Source organism: Planctopirus hydrillae (assembly GCF_001707835.1).
In the GTDB taxonomy this organism is placed as follows: Bacteria; Planctomycetota; Planctomycetia; order Planctomycetales; family Planctomycetaceae; genus Planctopirus; species Planctopirus hydrillae.
Genome location: NZ_LYDR01000033.1, coordinates 140,028 through 156,520, shown reverse-complemented (window position 1 = coordinate 156,520; position 16,493 = coordinate 140,028). Strand labels below are relative to the sequence as shown.

General features: G+C 54.0%; 15 protein-coding genes. 8 read left to right on the top strand and 7 right to left on the bottom strand.

Annotation, left to right across the window (positions count from 1 at the left end; translation table 11 throughout):
* Positions 1-34: 34 nt before the first annotated feature.
* Together mnmG and A6X21_RS03010 are read right to left on the bottom strand one after the other, a co-directional pair.
* Complete coding sequence (gene mnmG / locus A6X21_RS03015) at positions 35-1,876, bottom strand: tRNA uridine-5-carboxymethylaminomethyl(34) synthesis enzyme MnmG (RefSeq protein ID WP_068846018.1); 1,842 nt, start codon at positions 1,874-1,876, stop codon at positions 35-37.
* 72 nt (positions 1,877-1,948) lie between these two features.
* Positions 1,949-2,464, bottom strand: a complete 516-nt coding sequence (locus tag A6X21_RS03010) for a hypothetical protein (protein ID WP_068846017.1) — start codon at positions 2,462-2,464, stop codon at positions 1,949-1,951.
* A gap of 144 nt (positions 2,465-2,608) precedes the next feature.
* On the opposite strand from A6X21_RS03010, the gene tpx reads away from it, so the two are divergent.
* The 4 genes from tpx (at position 2,609) to A6X21_RS02985 (ending at position 6,591) form a co-directional block, all read left to right on the top strand.
* Entirely contained in the window at positions 2,609-3,112 is a 504-nt protein-coding gene (gene tpx, locus A6X21_RS03005) for a thiol peroxidase (RefSeq protein ID WP_068846050.1), read from the top strand.
* A 232-nt stretch (positions 3,113-3,344) separates the two neighbouring features.
* Positions 3,345-4,280 carry a YihY/virulence factor BrkB family protein gene (locus A6X21_RS02995; RefSeq protein WP_165603668.1) on the top strand — a complete coding sequence of 312 codons (936 nt, stop codon included), beginning with the start codon at positions 3,345-3,347 and terminating at the stop codon, positions 4,278-4,280.
* Positions 4,281-4,480: 200 nt separating this feature from the next.
* Positions 4,481-5,359: an alpha/beta hydrolase gene (locus A6X21_RS02990; protein ID WP_068846015.1), complete on the top strand. Its 879-nt coding sequence runs from the start codon at positions 4,481-4,483 to the stop codon at positions 5,357-5,359.
* 50 nt (positions 5,360-5,409) lie between these two features.
* Positions 5,410-6,591: an ankyrin repeat domain-containing protein gene (locus A6X21_RS02985; protein WP_165603667.1), complete on the top strand. Its 1,182-nt coding sequence runs from the start codon at positions 5,410-5,412 to the stop codon at positions 6,589-6,591.
* Between the two features lie 17 nt (positions 6,592-6,608).
* On the opposite strand, the gene A6X21_RS02980 is transcribed toward A6X21_RS02985, so the two are convergent.
* On the bottom strand, positions 6,609-7,007 hold the full coding sequence (locus A6X21_RS02980; RefSeq protein WP_165603666.1) for a zinc-ribbon domain containing protein: 399 nt from the start codon (positions 7,005-7,007) through the stop codon (positions 6,609-6,611).
* 488 nt (positions 7,008-7,495) lie between these two features.
* Here A6X21_RS02980 and A6X21_RS02975 point away from each other — a divergent pair, with 488 nt between their 5' ends.
* The 4 genes from A6X21_RS02975 to A6X21_RS02955 all read left to right on the top strand — a co-directional run bounded on the left by A6X21_RS02975 (position 7,496) and on the right by A6X21_RS02955 (position 11,014).
* The gene (locus A6X21_RS02975; RefSeq protein ID WP_068846012.1) at positions 7,496-8,680 is read left to right on the top strand and encodes an alpha/beta hydrolase family protein; all 1,185 of its coding nucleotides are present in this window, start codon (positions 7,496-7,498) and stop codon (positions 8,678-8,680) included.
* 81 nt (positions 8,681-8,761) lie between these two features.
* Positions 8,762-9,310, top strand: a complete 549-nt coding sequence (locus A6X21_RS02970) for an REP-associated tyrosine transposase (protein ID WP_068846011.1) — start codon at positions 8,762-8,764, stop codon at positions 9,308-9,310.
* A gap of 99 nt (positions 9,311-9,409) precedes the next feature.
* Entirely contained in the window at positions 9,410-10,000 is a 591-nt protein-coding gene (locus tag A6X21_RS02965) for a hypothetical protein (protein ID WP_068846010.1), read from the top strand.
* 327 nt (positions 10,001-10,327) lie between these two features.
* Entirely contained in the window at positions 10,328-11,014 is a 687-nt protein-coding gene (locus tag A6X21_RS02955) for a HEAT repeat domain-containing protein (RefSeq protein ID WP_083233361.1), read from the top strand.
* Positions 11,015-12,151: 1,137 nt separating this feature from the next.
* On the opposite strand, the gene A6X21_RS02950 is transcribed toward A6X21_RS02955, so the two are convergent.
* The 4 genes from A6X21_RS02950 to A6X21_RS02935 all read right to left on the bottom strand — a co-directional run bounded on the left by A6X21_RS02950 (position 12,152) and on the right by A6X21_RS02935 (position 16,448).
* Complete coding sequence (locus tag A6X21_RS02950; RefSeq protein WP_068846007.1) at positions 12,152-12,757, bottom strand: hypothetical protein; 606 nt, start codon at positions 12,755-12,757, stop codon at positions 12,152-12,154.
* 238 nt (positions 12,758-12,995) lie between these two features.
* The gene (gene groL / locus A6X21_RS02945) at positions 12,996-14,615 is read right to left on the bottom strand and encodes a chaperonin GroEL (RefSeq protein WP_068846006.1); all 1,620 of its coding nucleotides are present in this window, start codon (positions 14,613-14,615) and stop codon (positions 12,996-12,998) included.
* 158 nt (positions 14,616-14,773) lie between these two features.
* Positions 14,774-15,088, bottom strand: coding sequence for a co-chaperone GroES (gene groES / locus A6X21_RS02940; protein WP_068846005.1), 315 nt, complete (start codon positions 15,086-15,088; stop codon positions 14,774-14,776).
* Positions 15,089-15,428: 340 nt separating this feature from the next.
* Entirely contained in the window at positions 15,429-16,448 is a 1,020-nt protein-coding gene (locus A6X21_RS02935) for a glycosyltransferase family 4 protein (RefSeq protein ID WP_131818160.1), read from the bottom strand.
* Positions 16,449-16,493 lie beyond the last annotated feature (45 nt).

The window sequence follows — 16,493 nt, the reverse complement described above, 5'->3', positions numbered from 1 at the left end:
GTATGTTTCCTTCATGTATAGCGGTGTGTAGTTGTTAGGCACTTGTCATTCGATCACGTTCTTTAATATGCAGCAGTATGATGGAGAGATCCGCCGGGGTGATGCCGCTGATGCGGCCTGCCTGCCCCAGATCGGCGGGTTGGATGCGGGAGAGTTTTTCCTTGGCTTCTTTGCGCAGGTGTTGAATCGCGTGGTAATCGAAGGCTGTCGGAATGCGGACATTGCTCAGCTTGGAGGCTTTTTCAATGTCGCTATCCTGTCTGCGGATATAGCCTGCATACTTGGTTTCGATTTCCAGTTGCTCGGCGGCGCGCGTAGAAATCGCCTGTGCAGCGACGGCAGGAGAAAGTTCTTTTAAGGTCTGCCACGTCGTTTCAGGCCGGCGCAGGATTTCTTCGAGAGTCGCTCCTTCGAATCGCTCCTTCGTGAGAAGCTGGCGGCCTGCCTGAAGGTCTTGAGTGTGCTTTTCAAACGCCGTCCACCGCTCCTGATCCACAAGCCCCACATCACGTCCTTTGGCAGTCAGCCTGAGGTCGGCGTTATCATGCCGCAAAACGAGGCGAAACTCGGCTCGTGAGGTAAACATGCGGTATGGTTCATCAACACCTTTGGTGACGAGATCGTCGATGAGCACTCCCAGATAGGCTTCGCTGCGATCGAGAATGAGTGGTTCCCGGCTCTGCAGCGCCAGGGCGGCATTGATCCCTGCCAGCAGGCCTTGTCCGGCGGCTTCTTCATAGCCTGTCGTCCCATTGATCTGCCCGGCGAAGTAAAGCCCTTTGACAGACTTGGTTTCCAGTGATGGCAAAAGCTGGGTGGGTGGTGCGTAGTCGTATTCTACAGCATAGCCATAACGCATGATTTCGGCCTTTTCGAGGCCTTTGACGCTGTGAATCATCTGATCCTGAACATCGCGTGGCAGGCTCGTCGAGATGCCATTGCAGTAGATTTCGCGGGTGTTATACCCCTCGGGCTCCAGAAAAATGTGGTGCGAAGACTTATCGGCAAAACGGACCACTTTATCTTCAATCGATGGGCAATAGCGCGGCCCGCGCGAGTTGATCTGGCCCGAATACATCGGTGCGCGGTGCAGGTTGGCTCGGATGACCTCGTGGACAGATTCATTGGTTTCGGTCAACCAGCAACTGAGCTGCTGCTGGTGGAGTTTGGTCGTCATGAAGGAGAAGGGCTGGGGATTCTCATCGCCGGGCTGTTCCTGCATGACACTGTAGTCAATCGTGCGGCCATTGAGCCGGGCGGGTGTGCCGGTTTTGAAGCGTTCGAGCTGAAAGCCGAGTTCGCGAAGTGAATCAGAAAGTGTACCCGTCGTGCCATCTCCGGCCCGTCCGCCGGGAGTTTTGGCTTCCCCGGTATGCATAATGGCTTGCAGGAATGTCCCTGTCGTGAGGACGACGGCACGAGCCTTGTAAGTCGCACCACCTCGCACCAGCACACCGGTCAGTTGTGGTCGTTGGCCGGGAAGGTGTTCGACCAGAAGCCGTTCTGTGGTTTCTTGTCGCAGCGTGAGATTTGGCTGTTCTTCAATTCGCCGCTTCATGTCGAACTGATAGAGCTTTTTGTCGGCCTGGGCTCGCGGCGAGTGCATCGCGGGCCCTTTGCTGCGATTGAGCATGCGGAACTGCAGTCCGTTGGCATCGATGACTTTGCCCATTTCGCCGCCGAGAGCGTCGATTTCACGAACAATCTGACCTTTGGCAACACCGCCAATCGCGGGGTTACAGCTCATCTGTCCGACGGTATCACAATTCATCGTGAGGAGTGCTGTCCGCGCACCGAGCCGGGCCGCTGCCAGTGCTGCTTCACACCCTGCATGACCTGCACCAATCACGAGCACATCAAAATCGTAGGTCGACATTCGCTTGCCAATATCCGCAACAAGTACCAATCAAAATCTCATTGCCAATTGTGACAAGTCTGTAGGCTTCTGTCACATTTCTGGCAGATTGTAATACTGCGAATCTTTCGAAAGCGTGGCGGTGGCGCGGTTTCCACGAACGCCCCAATCAACCGGCACCACATACACACGCGATGCTTCCCCAGGCACGTCGAGGCGTACGATCACATGTTTCTCTTGAAAAATCTTCTTGGATCGCACCAGAAGGGGGAAAATCATGCGTCCATCGACCGCAACAGATCCTTGCAGAAGTGTCGATTGCCCTGGTGGCTGTAGCGTCGTCCATTCTGGGATCGAATGTTTCATGTAGACGGCTTCCTGTACGATTTCCTCGGATGAGTTGGTGTGAATCAGTCGGCAGCGGGCGGATGCATTCCAGGGGAAATCTTCGGCAGTGAGTAATCGCAGGTGGGAAGTGCCACAGCCCTTGTAAGGCGTTGGGAAGATCCAGTAACTGACACCGTTTTGTCGGATATCGAGCAGCATGACGCCAATAGTCAGTAATCCCAGTGTCGTCAAAAAGGTGATCGCCGAGTTAGAGAAACGCATGGGATGGCCTTTCTGCGGTTACCAGGGATTCGCACTGAACTGACCTGTTCCTTTGAAACTGCCGACCGACCTGCGATACTTCCTGCTGAGAGCCGGATCAATGGATTCGCTGAACAAACTCATCTTTCAGGGGGAGATGGCATCATGAAGCGTGCTGGGGCAACAACACTCAAGGGAAATCCTGTCGATCTGAAGGGCCGTGCGATTGTCGTAGGAGATGTCGCACCGACATTTTCATTGCAGGCTAACGATCTCAGTGAAGTCACACTGAGTGGCAAGACCACAATTATTGCCACCGTCCCGTCGCTCGATACTTCAGTTTGCGCTCTCGAAACCAAGAAGTTCAACGACGAAGTCAAGAATCTGCCGAATGTCGATGTCTTTGTTGTCAGCATGGATCTCCCCTTTGGCAACAAGCGCTGGTGTGCATCGGAAGGGGTCGAAAACATCAAGACGCTCTCCGCTCATCGCTGCACCGATTTCGGTGTCGATTACGGCGTGCTGATCAGCGGCGGCCCACTCGATCGTTGCCTCGCTCGCGCTGTTTTTGTCGTCGGTGCGGATGGCAAGGTGAAGTTCGTCGAATACTGCAAGGAAATTGCCGATCATCCCAACTACGAAGCTGTCCTGGCGGCTGCGAAGTCGTAATGCTCCGTGTGGGATGAAATCACAGGTAAACCCATGGGTGCCGGTTGATCAAGATCGTCACCCATTTTTGTTCACCTATAAGTGATGGCTGAGTGATGACCCTGCGAAGTTGATCTTGGCATTTGGCATATGCCAAATGCCAAATGCCAAATGCCAAATGCCTGACGGTTGGTGTTTCGACGAGGTTCCACGGTTTCATTCCTCTGTCCAATTCCAGCGGTGGAATGTTTTTATGCCCATGGTGAAGCGATTGAGTTTTCGAGCAGTGGCCCACGTTTTCGTGGATGCCGGCCGTGAATGGCTGTCTCATAAGTGTCCGAGGCTGGGGGCTTCGCTCGCGTTTTACGCCATTTTGTCGCTGGCTCCTCTGGCTGTGATCTCTGTCGGGCTGCTGAGCATGATTGTCGGTGGAGAAGTCGCTCGCGGCGAAGTGACGGACCAGATGCGCGAAGTCGTCGGTGAAGAAGCGGCCCAGATTGTCAGTTCCGTTGTGGCCAATACCCGCAAATCGACCAACGGATTTATTGCGACCACAATTGGCATCATCACTCTGGTGGTCGGAGCGATGGCGGTCTTCGTCGAATTGCAGGATGCCCTCAATACGATCTGGGAAGTCCCACCTCATCGTACGACAGGCTGGTGGCGGTTCATTAAAGATCGATTCCTGTCGTTCTTCATGATTTTCGGCATCGGGCTGCTGGTGCTGACTTCGATTGTGCTGAGCCTGATTGTGACCTCACTGGGTAAGGTGGCGACTGATATCGTGCCAGCCACTCAATCGCTGCTGCAGTTCTCTGATCCTTCGATCAACTTTGTGGTTTTCGTGCTCCTCTTTGCGGGTGTCTTTCGCTGGCTCCCGGATGTCTCGCTCACTTGGCGGGATACAGCTCTCGGAGCCGTCGTGACTGCGATTTTATTCCTTCTGGGCAAGATCGCGATCTCGTTTTATCTCCACCAGAGCGGCGTCGGGAATGCTTATGGGGCCGCCGGATCGATTGTCGTTTTCCTCGTGTGGATGTACTACTCGATGCAGGTGCTGCTCTTTGGGGCCGAACTGACGAGATCGTTCTCGCTCAACCTGGGGAGTGGTGCCGTGGTGGGCGGTGAACGCATTCCCCGCCGCGGCAGCGAAACGGAATCGATGCCCGCTGTGTCGTCTCCTTCCTGAAAATTCTCCCTCCGGTCGGCGAGTGCTGCCACTGATTTTTCAGCGAGGGAGAATCCTTCAAGCCTCATTGAGCGTGTAGCCGAAACTGGAATTGATAGGCTGGGATTCCAGCCACGATCTGGCGGGTTGAACCGGCAGATTCTGCTGGTGCTCATTGCTCCATACGGTGGAACGACAGACGAAGGGAGGAACACGCCGACATGCGCTGGGTGTTCTTCCTGCTCATTCTGGTTCAAGCCGTTCAGGCCCAGGGATGTCGTCTGCTGGGGCCTCTCTCGCCGCTCCGGCCTGTCGAACAGGTGCTGGTCTACCCCAATTTTTCTTCCCTCGTTGCCGGTGGCGAGCAAAAGCCTGGCGAAGTCCTGCCGCCTGGTGAGCAGGTCACGATCGAAACCCCTGATCGTCAAAAGCTGGATGGTCGCTATTTTGCCCATCCCGCTCCTCAGGCCGTTGTGCTTTATTGTCATGGGAATGCAGGGACTGTCGATCAGTGGAGTGTGCTGGCTGCCAGGCTGAGTCGTCAGCATCGATTAACAATTCTGGTCTTTGACTATCGCGGATATGGCCGCAGTACGGGGATTCCTCATGAGCGGGGAATTCTCATCGATGCGACCGCTGCTCGCGACTGGCTGGCGAGAGAGAATCAGATCGCTCCTGAGGAAATTGTGTTGATGGGCCGGTCGCTGGGCGGAGCGGTCGCGGTTGACCTCGCTGCCAATCAGGGAGCCCGCGGACTGATTCTCGAAAGTACCTTCCCTTCGCTCCCGGATGTCGCCCGGCAACACGCCGCCTGGCTCTTGCCTGAATGGAATATGACCCAGCGGCTGAACTCGGCTGAAAAGCTCAAGCAATACCAGGGCCCATTGCTGCAAAGCCATGGCGATGAAGATCAGCTTATTCCTCTGTCACTGGGAGAGAAGCTCTTTGAAGCGGCCCCCGGGCCCAAGCAGTTTGTCGTCGTACACGGCGCCAGCCATGTGGATGACCACATTCATTTGTGTGCCGCCGAGCGAGAACTCTTCTTCCGCCGCCTGCCCGTCCCGCAGCCAAAAAACATGATCGACGGCCGGATGCCGTAGTGATTGATAGTGTTTAATTCATGGGCAAATTGCCCTACAATGAATTGATTATGGATCACAACTCACTGACCAGCTTGCTGACGACCATCTATTTCGGAACCATCACAGAGTTTCGTCAAAAGCTGACACCAGAAATCTCTATTAACAGCACTGATCCGGACGGCAATACACTCCTGATGCATGCCGTCCGGAGAGGGGATCCAGAGAAGGTCCAACTCTTGCTGGAACTCGGAGCAGATTTCACTCGCATCAATGCCGATAACCGGACAGCGCTCCATCTCGCCGTAGAAGAGAATTTCTTACCCGGCATCGACCTCCTCTTAAAAGCCGAAGCGATTCAGAATGCACTTCCGCAGTCTTCGCTGAAAATGCATTCCGAACAAACGCCTCCTGGAAGATTGCCAGTCATCTCCAAAGCCTGGAGCATCGAAGCGGTCAGGCGACTAGTCGATGCGGGACATGACCTGAATCAGGCGGATGAAAAATTCAAGCGTGAATATCTCGGCTTAAGACCTGATGCCACATTCGAGTTAAAACTCACGCCGGAAGAGTTTCAAGCACAAATGGCGCCGCGTGATGGCTTGACCAACCCTGAGTTGATGGATGTCCCCTTTTGGCGGGAGATGGTTCGCACGGGAGAGAATGCCTATATGGGGTATCGACATTACGCGGGCGAAGCCGAACCAGACTATTCGCGAAAAGTCTGGACCTACGAACGTTATGGTGCCCCGATTGTTTCACTCCCTGACGGCCGCTTTGTCCGCATCGCAGGTGAACACGAAGACGGTACCGACCCCAAATTTTATATTTTCAATGACATCACGGTCTTTGATGGCAAAGGGGGATTCCAGATCTGGGGATATCCCCGCGAAGTATTCCCGCCGACAGATTTCGCTTCTGCCACACTGGTTGGCAATCACATCTATATCATTGGCTGTATAGGTTACCGGGAGCAACGAAACGGATCGGTCACACCAGTCTACCGCCTGACACTGGATTCCTGGGAAATCGAACGTGTGGAAACAACAGGCGAGAATCCTGGCTGGATCTGGGACCACACTGCAAAACTCAACGCCTCTCAGGATGCAATCGTTATTGAAGGCGGCCAGTACATCGAAGTCACCCCTCATGGAGGCTACGAATACAGCCCCAACCCACACCGCCACCAACTCGATTTAAATACAGGTCGCTGGACAAAACAAGATGCACAAGCCTCTACAAATCTCATATAGAGGTCAATAAGAAACCACTAATCTTCTTTCTCGCAGTTGATTTCACGGTGCAACGTCTCGGCTTCTCTAGCGACATCAGACTCGGGGATCTGTCGGCGACAGCGTCCATAGATCGCCGCTAATTTCTGCGGACTCATTCTCTGCCCTGAATTCCAGAGGCCAAGAAACAGCCCTGCGAGTTCCTCCAACTCCTGATCACCCAGCGAGGCCTTCCCTGCCAGAACAGAATATCGCTGGTGAGCCTGACTCTGCTTACGCTTCCTGCGACGGCAGCCCACACATCGAACCGCATCCGCCTCTAATGGTAGCTTTAACGTCTCAAACCAGTATTTCTGCTCTTTGGCGTAAAAAATAAAATCCCGCTGACAATCACGGCATTGCTTGAGAACGTCATAATAGTAAGCAAACGAAAACATACAGCGATTAATTTGAGACGGATCCGCCGGCACCGGGGCATCAATCCACCCCACTGCTTGAGCGTATTTCCAGAACCCCGAACTTCGCGACAACTCTACAAGTGTCTCTCGCAGAGCATCAGCAGGCTCCCGATACAACGGATGCTTCACCAGATCCAACGGACGGGTCAGCTGTGCAATCCTATGCTTCCGTCGATGCATTCCCCGCCCCCTCAGCCCATGAACCAGTCGCCCAAATCTCGTCACCCCACCTCTGGACACACCCCGAAACTGGGCAGTTCATTCTTTTTGCAAAGTTTTTCGGCATCATGTGATGCTACCTCACTCCATATATGGAAGCCAACCGCTCCTTTGCCACCTCGGTGGAAATCATTAAACGAGTTGATCGACCCTCGGCCTCTTTTCAGCAGACCATGGCCAGGCTACTGTAGACTTTTGCATTTGTTTTTGACCGGGGCGTTTGATCGATGAATCTGCAAAGGGGTGGTATGTCTGGCTGTTTTGTCATTCTCTTGCTGGCGTTCCTCTGCATCGTTCAGGGATGTTCTTCTCAGGCAGGCAAAAGTCCGGCAACGGCTGGTGGATCGGCTTCCGAAAAGAAGCAGCAGGTCGCACAGTCTCAAGAGCCGGCGACCACACCTCCTGTGGCGACACAGGCTCCGCCGGCCACCAGTGATCCACTCCCCACCAGCGATCCTCAGCCACAATCTCAAGCGGCCCGCCCGGAGCCATCGGCCGCCAGCGAGGCCGTCGTCATGACTCCAGCACCGCCTCCCGCTGTCAACCCGCAGGCGGTTGCCGACTCACCGGCCACTGTGACAGCTTCTCCTGACGCGGCGACGAACAAATTCAACGAAGCGCGGAAGAAACTCCAGACAAAGATCGTCTCGGAAATTCCTCGCTCTGGCCCCCCGGAAGTTCCGCCCAAGTCGTCACCATTTCAATTGATTCGCTACACCAGCCCTGTGGGAAATCTGGCGGCGTATGTCACCAAGGATCCCCGAGATGGAAAGCGGCATCCGGCAATCATCTGGATTACCGGTGGGGACTCTAACGAGATTGGCGATGTCTGGTCGCCCGCCGATCGTGACTTCGATCAGTCGGCAAGTGCCTTTCGCAAAGCGGGGATCGTCATGATGTTCCCCTCGCTTCGCGGCGGCAACGACAATCCCGGCGTGCGGGAAGGCTTCCTGGGCGAAGTGGATGACATCCTGGCGGCGACCGATCACCTGGCGAAACTGCCCTATGTCGACCCGCAGCAGATCTATCTCGGCGGACACAGCACTGGCGGCACCCTGGTCATGCTGGTGGGGGCAGCCAGTGATCGCTATCGAGCGATTTTCGCCCTGGGGCCGGTCGCGTTTGCCAATCAATACGATGGAGAATATGTCTATGGCGACACGTCCAACCGGACGGAAGTCGTCGTCCGCTCCCCATCATTCTGGCTCGATTCGATCCAGTCTCCCATGTATGTGATTGAAGGTGATACCGGCGGGAACTGGAATACGATCCGCTCGATGCTGAAGAAGAACAAAAATCCGCAAATCCACTTCCTGAAGATCCCCCGTAAAACACATTTCAGCGTCATCGGACCGGTTGCCGAGAAGCTGGCCCCGCAAATCATCGCCGGCCAGGTCACCCTGACCGAAGAAGACGCCGAAGCCATCAAGTAGCGAATGCCCATTCGGAACCGAGAGTTGTAGGGTGTGGTTAAGGCTCTGCGCAGCCCACCAACCCCAAAGACCTGAATTCCCATGAGCGATTATCGCAGGAATTACGACGGCAGGACATTCTTCTTCACAGTTGTCACAGAACGCCGTCGTCCGATCTTGACCACAGACGCCGGCAGGGACCATTTGCGTCAGGCGATTCGCATGGTTCGCAGGAAATATCCCTTTGAGATCGTTGCGATCGTGCTGCTTCCGGATCACCTGCACACCGTATGGACATTACCTCGCGACGATGTTGACTATTCACGCCGCTGGAGGCTGATCAAAATGCATTTTACCAAAGCGTGGCTGAACGGTGGGGGCTCTGATGTTGCCGCCAACGCAAGTCGCCAGTCCAAAGGAGAGCGGGCGATCTGGCAACGTCGTTTTTACGAACATACTTGCCGCGACGAGGAGGATTTGAAACGTTGCGTCGATTACATCCATGCGAACCCTCTGAAGCACGGCTTGGTGAACCGTGTCGCCGATTGGCCCTGGAGTTCATTTCATCGGTTCGTGCGGGCGGGTGAATATCCCTTGGAGTGGAGCCGCACCTGTGAATGGAGTGGTGACGAATTCAGTGATTTGGAATGAGGGCGGGAGATGTGTCCACCATGCTTGGGAGATGTCTGCGAAGCTGGTGGGTTGCGCAAAGCCTTAACCCACCCTACGTAGCTGATTGTCATTCTCTGGATGGCGGCTGTCGGTGGGATTCTGGGTGCCAATCTGGTGGCGATCATAGGAATTCAATTCTTCGCGGTTGAAAATCAAGGAATTTATGTTCAGCCATGGGCCGACACTGGCTGGTATCTTGGTACTGCGATCTTCCTTTTTGGTGCTGTCACTGGGCAACTCAGGTTCATTAACGGAACGAGTCTGGGAAATCACTTGAGTGAAGCCGTTCAGAAGTCTGGGGCGGGGGCGATGACGGAACCCTCCGGCGATGATGATAAAGCTGGTCGTGATCGATATGGCTTTTTCCGTGGGGTGCTGGTCTGCGGGTTTCTGGGGAGCCTCCTCGGCTTCTTTGTGGGTGCCAATTTGCTCATTTTCTGGTTCTCGCTGGCTTACAGTCCATTCTCACCCCGGACTGTTGCATCGTCAGTTGAGGTTGTGCGGGAGCGTCAGCCGGGAACTGTTTTTGATCGACCAGTCTTGAGAAGCAACCATCCAATCGCTTTGACGTTGGGATTGATCCCGACGGCTTGTGGTGCATTGGCCGGTGCCGCAACTGGTGGATTCATCTCCTTGAGGCACTCTCTCAAAAACCGCGCGACCACCTGAGATCATCGTGTCCGAGGCCGCAGTTGGTACTTTGCGGCTCTGAGCAAGCATGCTCTTGGGTCTTTTCAGGATCGTTACGAAACAAGAATCCGGCATGCTCACTCAAAGCCGTGAGCATGGCACGAAGAGTTTTGAGTCCCTGAGCATGCCACCCAGCCCAGACAGAAGATGTTGAGGTTTCTCGAACGAGCGAAAACGAAGTCAGGTTGATTTTCTGGACTTTCACAACGGTTGCCGATTAGCCTTGGAAAACTCTAGCGGCGTTGCCACCTCGGTAGAAATCAGGGTTTCAGCCTGGGATACCCGCAAAAGTTAAGGGGGTAAGTCATGAGATGTCGGTGGAAATCGCCATCAAACAAATTGTTTATCTCTGTCTCAATTGTACTACTTGCCTACCTTTGGCTTGAGTCGCCGTCACAAAAAGTCCCTCGGCTTGTTTGGGAATTGAAAAATCGTCCCGGGGGACATATTGACATCCTATGGATTGGCAGGCCAGATAGCTGGATTCAAGCGGACTTTGATCGACTAGGAAAAAGAGCAGTTCCAGCCCTCATCAAAATACTGGAAAGCAACGATTTGACCGGACAATATCTTGCAGCAGGGCAATTGGGAAGACTGGGTGACCAACGTGCGGTTGAACCGCTAATTTCCGTGTTGAATTTGGGGGATTCAGTAGTCTCCAAATGGGCCATGGCTGCTCTCGGTGATATTGGAGACAACAGGGCCGTCGATCACCTGATCCCTCTACTTAAGGGGGAGAATCGATGGATTGCGGCTGAGGCACTGGGAAAGATTGGGGACAAAAGAGCCTATGAATCAATTATTCCACTTGTGAAAGACTCAGACGTCTATGCAAGAGCACATGCGGTAGAAGCGATTGGCTGCCTCGGCGATGAAAAAGCCGTTGATCTTTTGCATGAGGTTCTCAGGATGGAAAGAGATGAATGGGTGCGTGGTATGGCAATGAATTCATTACAGGAACTCAAAGATCGGGGAATGATCACTGAAAAGTGAATTTGAGGGTGGCGTGGGTGGCCTGTCTTCAGGCGACCTGTGTTCCGCAGGCAGAAGAGGTTGAGGTGTCTCGAACGAGTGAAAACCAAGTCAGGTCGATTCTCAGGACTTTCACAACGGATGCCGGTTGGCCTTGGAAACCACTTGTGGAGTTGCCACCCCAGTAGAAATCGGAATTTCAACTGGGGCCACCCTGCCAAGCATGCTCTTCGGTCTTTTCAAGATCGGTTACCAAACGAGAATCGGGCATGCTCATTCAAAGCCGTGAGCATGGCACGAAGAGTTTTGAATCCCTGAGCATGCCACCCGGGCCATTCTTCGGGTGAATCGTGAAACGTTACCCATTCTCAACGAATAAAGACCACTATTGGTGCATTCGTCCGCTGCTTGTGCCCCGCGCTTCGTGCCATGCTTGCGGCTCTGAGCAAGCATGCTCTTGGGTCTCTTCAGGATCGTTACCAAACAAGAATCCGGCATGCTCACTCAAAGCCGTGAGCATGGCACGGGGGTTTTGAGTCCCTGAGCATGCCACCCAGCCCAGCCTGCGGATAAAACATTGCTTATTGTTATCAAAGATACTATTAGAAAGCGAAATGGGTAGCTATCGAACGGGAAGCTTTGGAATCGCGGCAAAGTCAATCAGTTTCTTTCTGAGCTTCTGGTCGTCAGTGCTTGCCTTCAAAGAAGTTTGTTGCCACGGTTTGTCGACGCTGCTCCTTGTTGAGTAGACCACACTCTTTGATCGCAAGTCGATCCTGACAAAATCTGATTCAACTCTTACGTATGGAGAATAGGATGTTCTGTCTGGCCTCGCGCTTTCTTGACATCGTTTTGATAAGGCCTCGATCTCTGTAAAAAGAATGTTCGACTGTGGAACAGCTTGCCGAGAAACCTCCCTGCCATTCTCATGAATAACCACAGACCAGCCAACATGATTGATTTCGTTGCTCCAAGAATTCGGTCCTGCTAGCAAAGTACAAGTAATGCATGGTAAAGCCATGAGCCTGACACGGGCTGGCCACTTCATGAATAGTGACGGCGCCTTCATGCTTAACTGCCTTTTATAGAGGAGAGTTCAATTACACTATGCAGGGAACCCCACGGTTGAAATCAGATTTTCGACAGGGGCCGCCTTGCTTAGTTGTCAAACCAGAACAAAAGTCGCATGTCTTGGGTGTCCGGATCTGCCTCAATAACACGCATAAACGCAAGCAAGGCCCTGTAGGTTACGTCAAGTTCAGCTATGTCAATGTCATTCACTGCAAATGCCTCTTCAATCTCACGCAGGCTCAGATAGCTTGGAGAGTGGTTGCCCACTTTGGGCACTGCCTGCCAGCGAGCGAAGTGCTGACTATTTGTTTCTTTCTTTAAATTAAAAGTTTGTTGAACCTCACCGATAAAACTGCCTTCTTCCGAAACGCGTTTTTCCGCCTCTTCTTTTGATACGCAACTCGCAGCTTCCCAAAACCAACGATTTGGAGTAAAACCCTGATCAGGACTCGAGCTCCCAAGAATAAGATCGTAAAAAAATGTCGCTGTCCACACGCTAATATCGGATGGCGCACCTCGCGGAGGTATGTGAGCTTCACTCCACCATTCAGATTTTGGGAAGGAGTAGTTTCGTCCATTTCCAAGTATATTGAATACTTCATAGTCCCGATTTAGGTTTATCTGCGCCAAACTGGCATAGATACCGCTGTCCGAGGAGCGTGCTTCGACAAATGCATGAATGTCGGTTCCCATGTTTTGAGTTTCGCAGAGAGATCAATGGATGTCGGAATTGTTAGATCTGACTTTCAAGTCTAGAAATGGTTCGGAGACGTTGTCTTGACGCACAAACAAGTATGCCATGGGATAATCTTGTCTTCTAGCCTGATGCGGCGAGGTCGATTGAAAACGAAAAGAGGCTGCTGGTTTTCACCAGCAGCCTCTTTTTTTGGAGCCGAATCAGCTTTTCAGGGCTGATTAGTACATACCCTAGTTAGTACATGTCATGGTCGCCGTGGCCGCCGTGGGCTTTTTCTTCGGCCTTAGGCTTTTCGGCGATCAGGCAGTCGCTGGTCAGCAGCAGGGTGGAGACGCTGGCTGCGTTTTGGAGAGCGGTGCGGGTCACCTTCACGGGGTCGATGATGCCGCTCTTGACGAGGTCTTCGTATTCACCGGTCGCGGCGTTGTAGCCGTGGTTGCCCTTGAGCTCGGAAACCTTTTCGCAGATCACAGCGCCGTCGACGCCGGCGTTGTTCGAGATCTGGGTGAGCGGTGCCCGGCAAGCCCGCACGATGATGTTGAAACCAGCGGTTTCATCATGGTTCAGGCCAGTGGGCTTGAGGTCGAGCGAAGCGCGGAGCAGGGCGACCCCGCCACCAGGAAGAATGCCTTCTTCCACAGCAGCGCGGGTGGCGTGCAGAGCGTCTTCGACGCGGGCCTTCTTTTCCTTCATTTCGCTTTCGGTGGCAGCACCGACATTCACGCGGGCCACACCGCCGGAGAGCTTGGCAATGCGTTCTTCGAGCTTTTCCTTATCGTAATCGCTGGTCGAGTTGGCCAGTTCACGACGGATCTGCTCGATGCGGGCCTTCACGTCAGCAGCCTTGCCAGCCCCTTCGATGATGGTGGTGTTGTCCTTGTCGATGACGATCCGCTTGGCGCGGCCGAGATCGGAGAGCTGGACGTTTTCTAGCTGGATGCCGAGGTCTTCGAAGATCGCCTGGCCACCGACCATGATCGCGAGATCCTGGAGCATGGCCTTGCGGCGGTCGCCGTAGCCGGGAGCCTTGACGGCAGCAATCTTGAAGGTGCCGCGGAGCTTGTTGATCACCAGTGTGGCGAGGGCTTCACCATCGACTTCTTCAGCAACGATGAGGACTGGCTTGCCGCTATTGACGACCTTCTCCAGCACAGGGACGAGATCCTTGATGCTGCTGATCTTCTTTTCGTGGATCAGGACATAAGCGTCTTCGAGGACGCATTCCATCGTCTGGGGATCAGTGACGAAGTAGGGGGAGAGGTAGCCACGGTCAAACTGCATCCCTTCGACGACTTCGAAATCGGTCTTGAGGCTCTTGCCTTCGTCGACAGTGATGACGCCGTCCTTGCCCACCTGTTCCATGGCGTTGGCGAGGATATCGCCGATTTCGGTATCGCCATTCGCAGCGACAGTCCCGACCTGGGCGATGGCTTTCTTGCTCTTGCACTCGACGGCGGCAGCTTTGAGCTTTTCGACAATCTGCTCGACGGCTTTATCCATGCCGCGCTTGAGGTCGATGGGGTTCACACCAGCAACGACCGCCTTGAGGCCTTCGACGTAGATGGCTTCAGCGAGAACGGTGGCGGTCGTCGTGCCATCGCCAGCGTTGTCGCTGGTCTTGGAAGCGACTTCGCGAACCATGCGGGCGCCCATGTCTTCGAACTTGTCGGCAAGTTCCACTTCCTTGGCGACAGTTACGCCGTCCTTAGTGACAGTGGGGGAGCCAAAGCTCTTTTCGATGATCACGTTACGGCCGCGTGGGCCGAGAGTTACGCGAACAGTCTTGGCGAGCTTGGTGACGCCGCGACGCATCGCTTCCTGGGCTTCCTGGTCAAATGCAAGAATCTTGGCCATTGAGAAACTCCTGATGAAGAGGGCGGGTCAAGGTGTTGTGCCGCCATCTCGGATGAGATTTATTGAGTCGTATCTATGTGAGGGAGGAGCACTGCTGGGCTAACCAGCAGTGGCACCCGGATGCCATGGCATCCTGTATCGTCAGTTAAGAGCAGCGATTAGGCGATGATGGCGAGGACGTCGCTTTCGCGGAGCAGGAGGTAGGTTTCATCGCCGACTTTGAATTCATCACCGGCGTAGGAACTGAAGATCACCTCGTCGCCCACTTTAACAGTAAGGGGGACACGGTAACCGTTGTTCTTGACATGCCCTTCGCCGACGGAGAGGACTTCGCCTCGCTGTGGCTTATCGGTGGCAGAATCGGGCAGCACAATGCCGCCAGCAGTCTTTTTTTCGGCTTCGGCTCGTTTGAGCACCAGACGGTCGCCGAGAGGGGTCAGCTTGATGCCGTCTTTGGCAGCCTTTTTGGCCATCGTGAGAACTCCTCGCTGTCAAAATCAGTAGTTGGATACGTTCAGACTGTCAGTCTGGTGGGATACGCCACCGTGTGCCTCGTATGAGAAGCGAAAATCATGCCAGCAAGGTCGTATTGATGTAAGATAATATATTTCAATAGGTTGCTGCTGCGGCTTGGCGTTGATCGGCTGCCAGAAAGGGTACTGCCAAGGCCAGTGGCCAGGCTTTGGCTGCCAAACTGGCAGTGGGGAGATGGCGAGAAGGGAGGAAGGGAAGAAGGTGGAAAGGGAAGAAGCGAGGAAGTGAGGAAGTGATGACGGGAGAAAGTGGGAGGGGCGAAAAGAGGCGGAGCGTGAATCAGGCGGGGGTGCATGATTGAGCCATGGGGAAGACGGCATTCAGCCAGGCGGGTGCCCAGGTTGAGGCGGCGAATTGTTCACTGACTACGCGATAGCCGGCACTGCCGACTTGTGCGCGCAGTTCCGGGCTGGCAATCAATTGCTGAAAGGCCACACGCCATTCGTTAGCCGTGCGCGCCAGAAAACCGGTTTTGCCTGGTTCGATGAGATCGACATTCATCCCCACGGGGCTGCAAATGGCGGGGATGCCCAGAGCCATATATTGCAGAGCTTTGCAGCCGCATTTGCCGCGGGTGAATTCCTGATCCGGGAGAGGCATGATTCCCAGATCAAACGTAGTGGCGGCGGCAATTTCGGTTTCGGGCGACCAGCGAATGAATTCGTAAGGCACGTCTTCAAGAAGTTTCAGATCGCAATTCGAGAGATCATCGGCAATGAGTTTAACCTGCACCTGACCTGGAAAATCAGCAATGACCGGGAATACCTCATTCAGGTAGCGGCATGTGGCCCGCGAACCTGTCCAGCCAATGGTTAGTAATGAATCTTTTCTATTTACTAATGTTTCGTATCTACTCGATAGAGCTGGATAGCGATTTAACTCAATCGTTGTAGGTATGATTTCCAGCTTGGATGTATGCACGCGGGTTTCATCGGCAAGGAACTGATTGCCACAGATGACGAGATCGGCCGAGCGACATATGGCGCGGAATCTTGACATGCGGCGGGAATCGGGGCTGCCATCGCTTTTGCGCATAATCGCATCATCGACATCGAAGATGAGATGTTTCGCATTGCGCTTGAGCCAGAAGAGTTCGAAAGGGTGGAGCAATCGCTGTTGGATGAAAACAGAATCAAACTTGGCCAGTTGTGAGTATTGGCGAAGGCGACCCCACAGATGAGGCGAGAATTCGATGATCGTGGCCGCATGGCCCGCAGCTTCGAGGTAGGGGAGATACTGCAACGCGCGAAATCGAAAGGATGGTCGGTCCCGCCACTGGCCTAGAAGTGCGACATTCACTGGAAAGAATCCCTGTCATACGAGGCCTGCCGATGATTTCCCAGG

Coding starts and splice junctions, on each gene's coding strand:
- mnmG (WP_068846018.1), bottom strand. CDS start 1,876: ATGTCGACCTACGATTTTGATGTGCTCGTGATTGGTGCAGGTCATGCA.
- A6X21_RS03010 (WP_068846017.1), bottom strand. CDS start 2,464: ATGCGTTTCTCTAACTCGGCGATCACCTTTTTGACGACACTGGGATTA.
- tpx (WP_068846050.1), top strand. CDS start 2,609: ATGAAGCGTGCTGGGGCAACAACACTCAAGGGAAATCCTGTCGATCTG.
- A6X21_RS02995 (WP_165603668.1), top strand. CDS start 3,345: ATGCCCATGGTGAAGCGATTGAGTTTTCGAGCAGTGGCCCACGTTTTC.
- A6X21_RS02990 (WP_068846015.1), top strand. CDS start 4,481: ATGCGCTGGGTGTTCTTCCTGCTCATTCTGGTTCAAGCCGTTCAGGCC.
- A6X21_RS02985 (WP_165603667.1), top strand. CDS start 5,410: ATGGATCACAACTCACTGACCAGCTTGCTGACGACCATCTATTTCGGA.
- A6X21_RS02980 (WP_165603666.1), bottom strand. CDS start 7,007: ATGTTTTCGTTTGCTTACTATTATGACGTTCTCAAGCAATGCCGTGAT.
- A6X21_RS02975 (WP_068846012.1), top strand. CDS start 7,496: ATGTCTGGCTGTTTTGTCATTCTCTTGCTGGCGTTCCTCTGCATCGTT.
- A6X21_RS02970 (WP_068846011.1), top strand. CDS start 8,762: ATGAGCGATTATCGCAGGAATTACGACGGCAGGACATTCTTCTTCACA.
- A6X21_RS02965 (WP_068846010.1), top strand. CDS start 9,410: ATGGCGGCTGTCGGTGGGATTCTGGGTGCCAATCTGGTGGCGATCATA.
- A6X21_RS02955 (WP_083233361.1), top strand. CDS start 10,328: ATGAGATGTCGGTGGAAATCGCCATCAAACAAATTGTTTATCTCTGTC.
- A6X21_RS02950 (WP_068846007.1), bottom strand. CDS start 12,757: ATGGGAACCGACATTCATGCATTTGTCGAAGCACGCTCCTCGGACAGC.
- groL (WP_068846006.1), bottom strand. CDS start 14,615: ATGGCCAAGATTCTTGCATTTGACCAGGAAGCCCAGGAAGCGATGCGT.
- groES (WP_068846005.1), bottom strand. CDS start 15,088: ATGGCCAAAAAGGCTGCCAAAGACGGCATCAAGCTGACCCCTCTCGGC.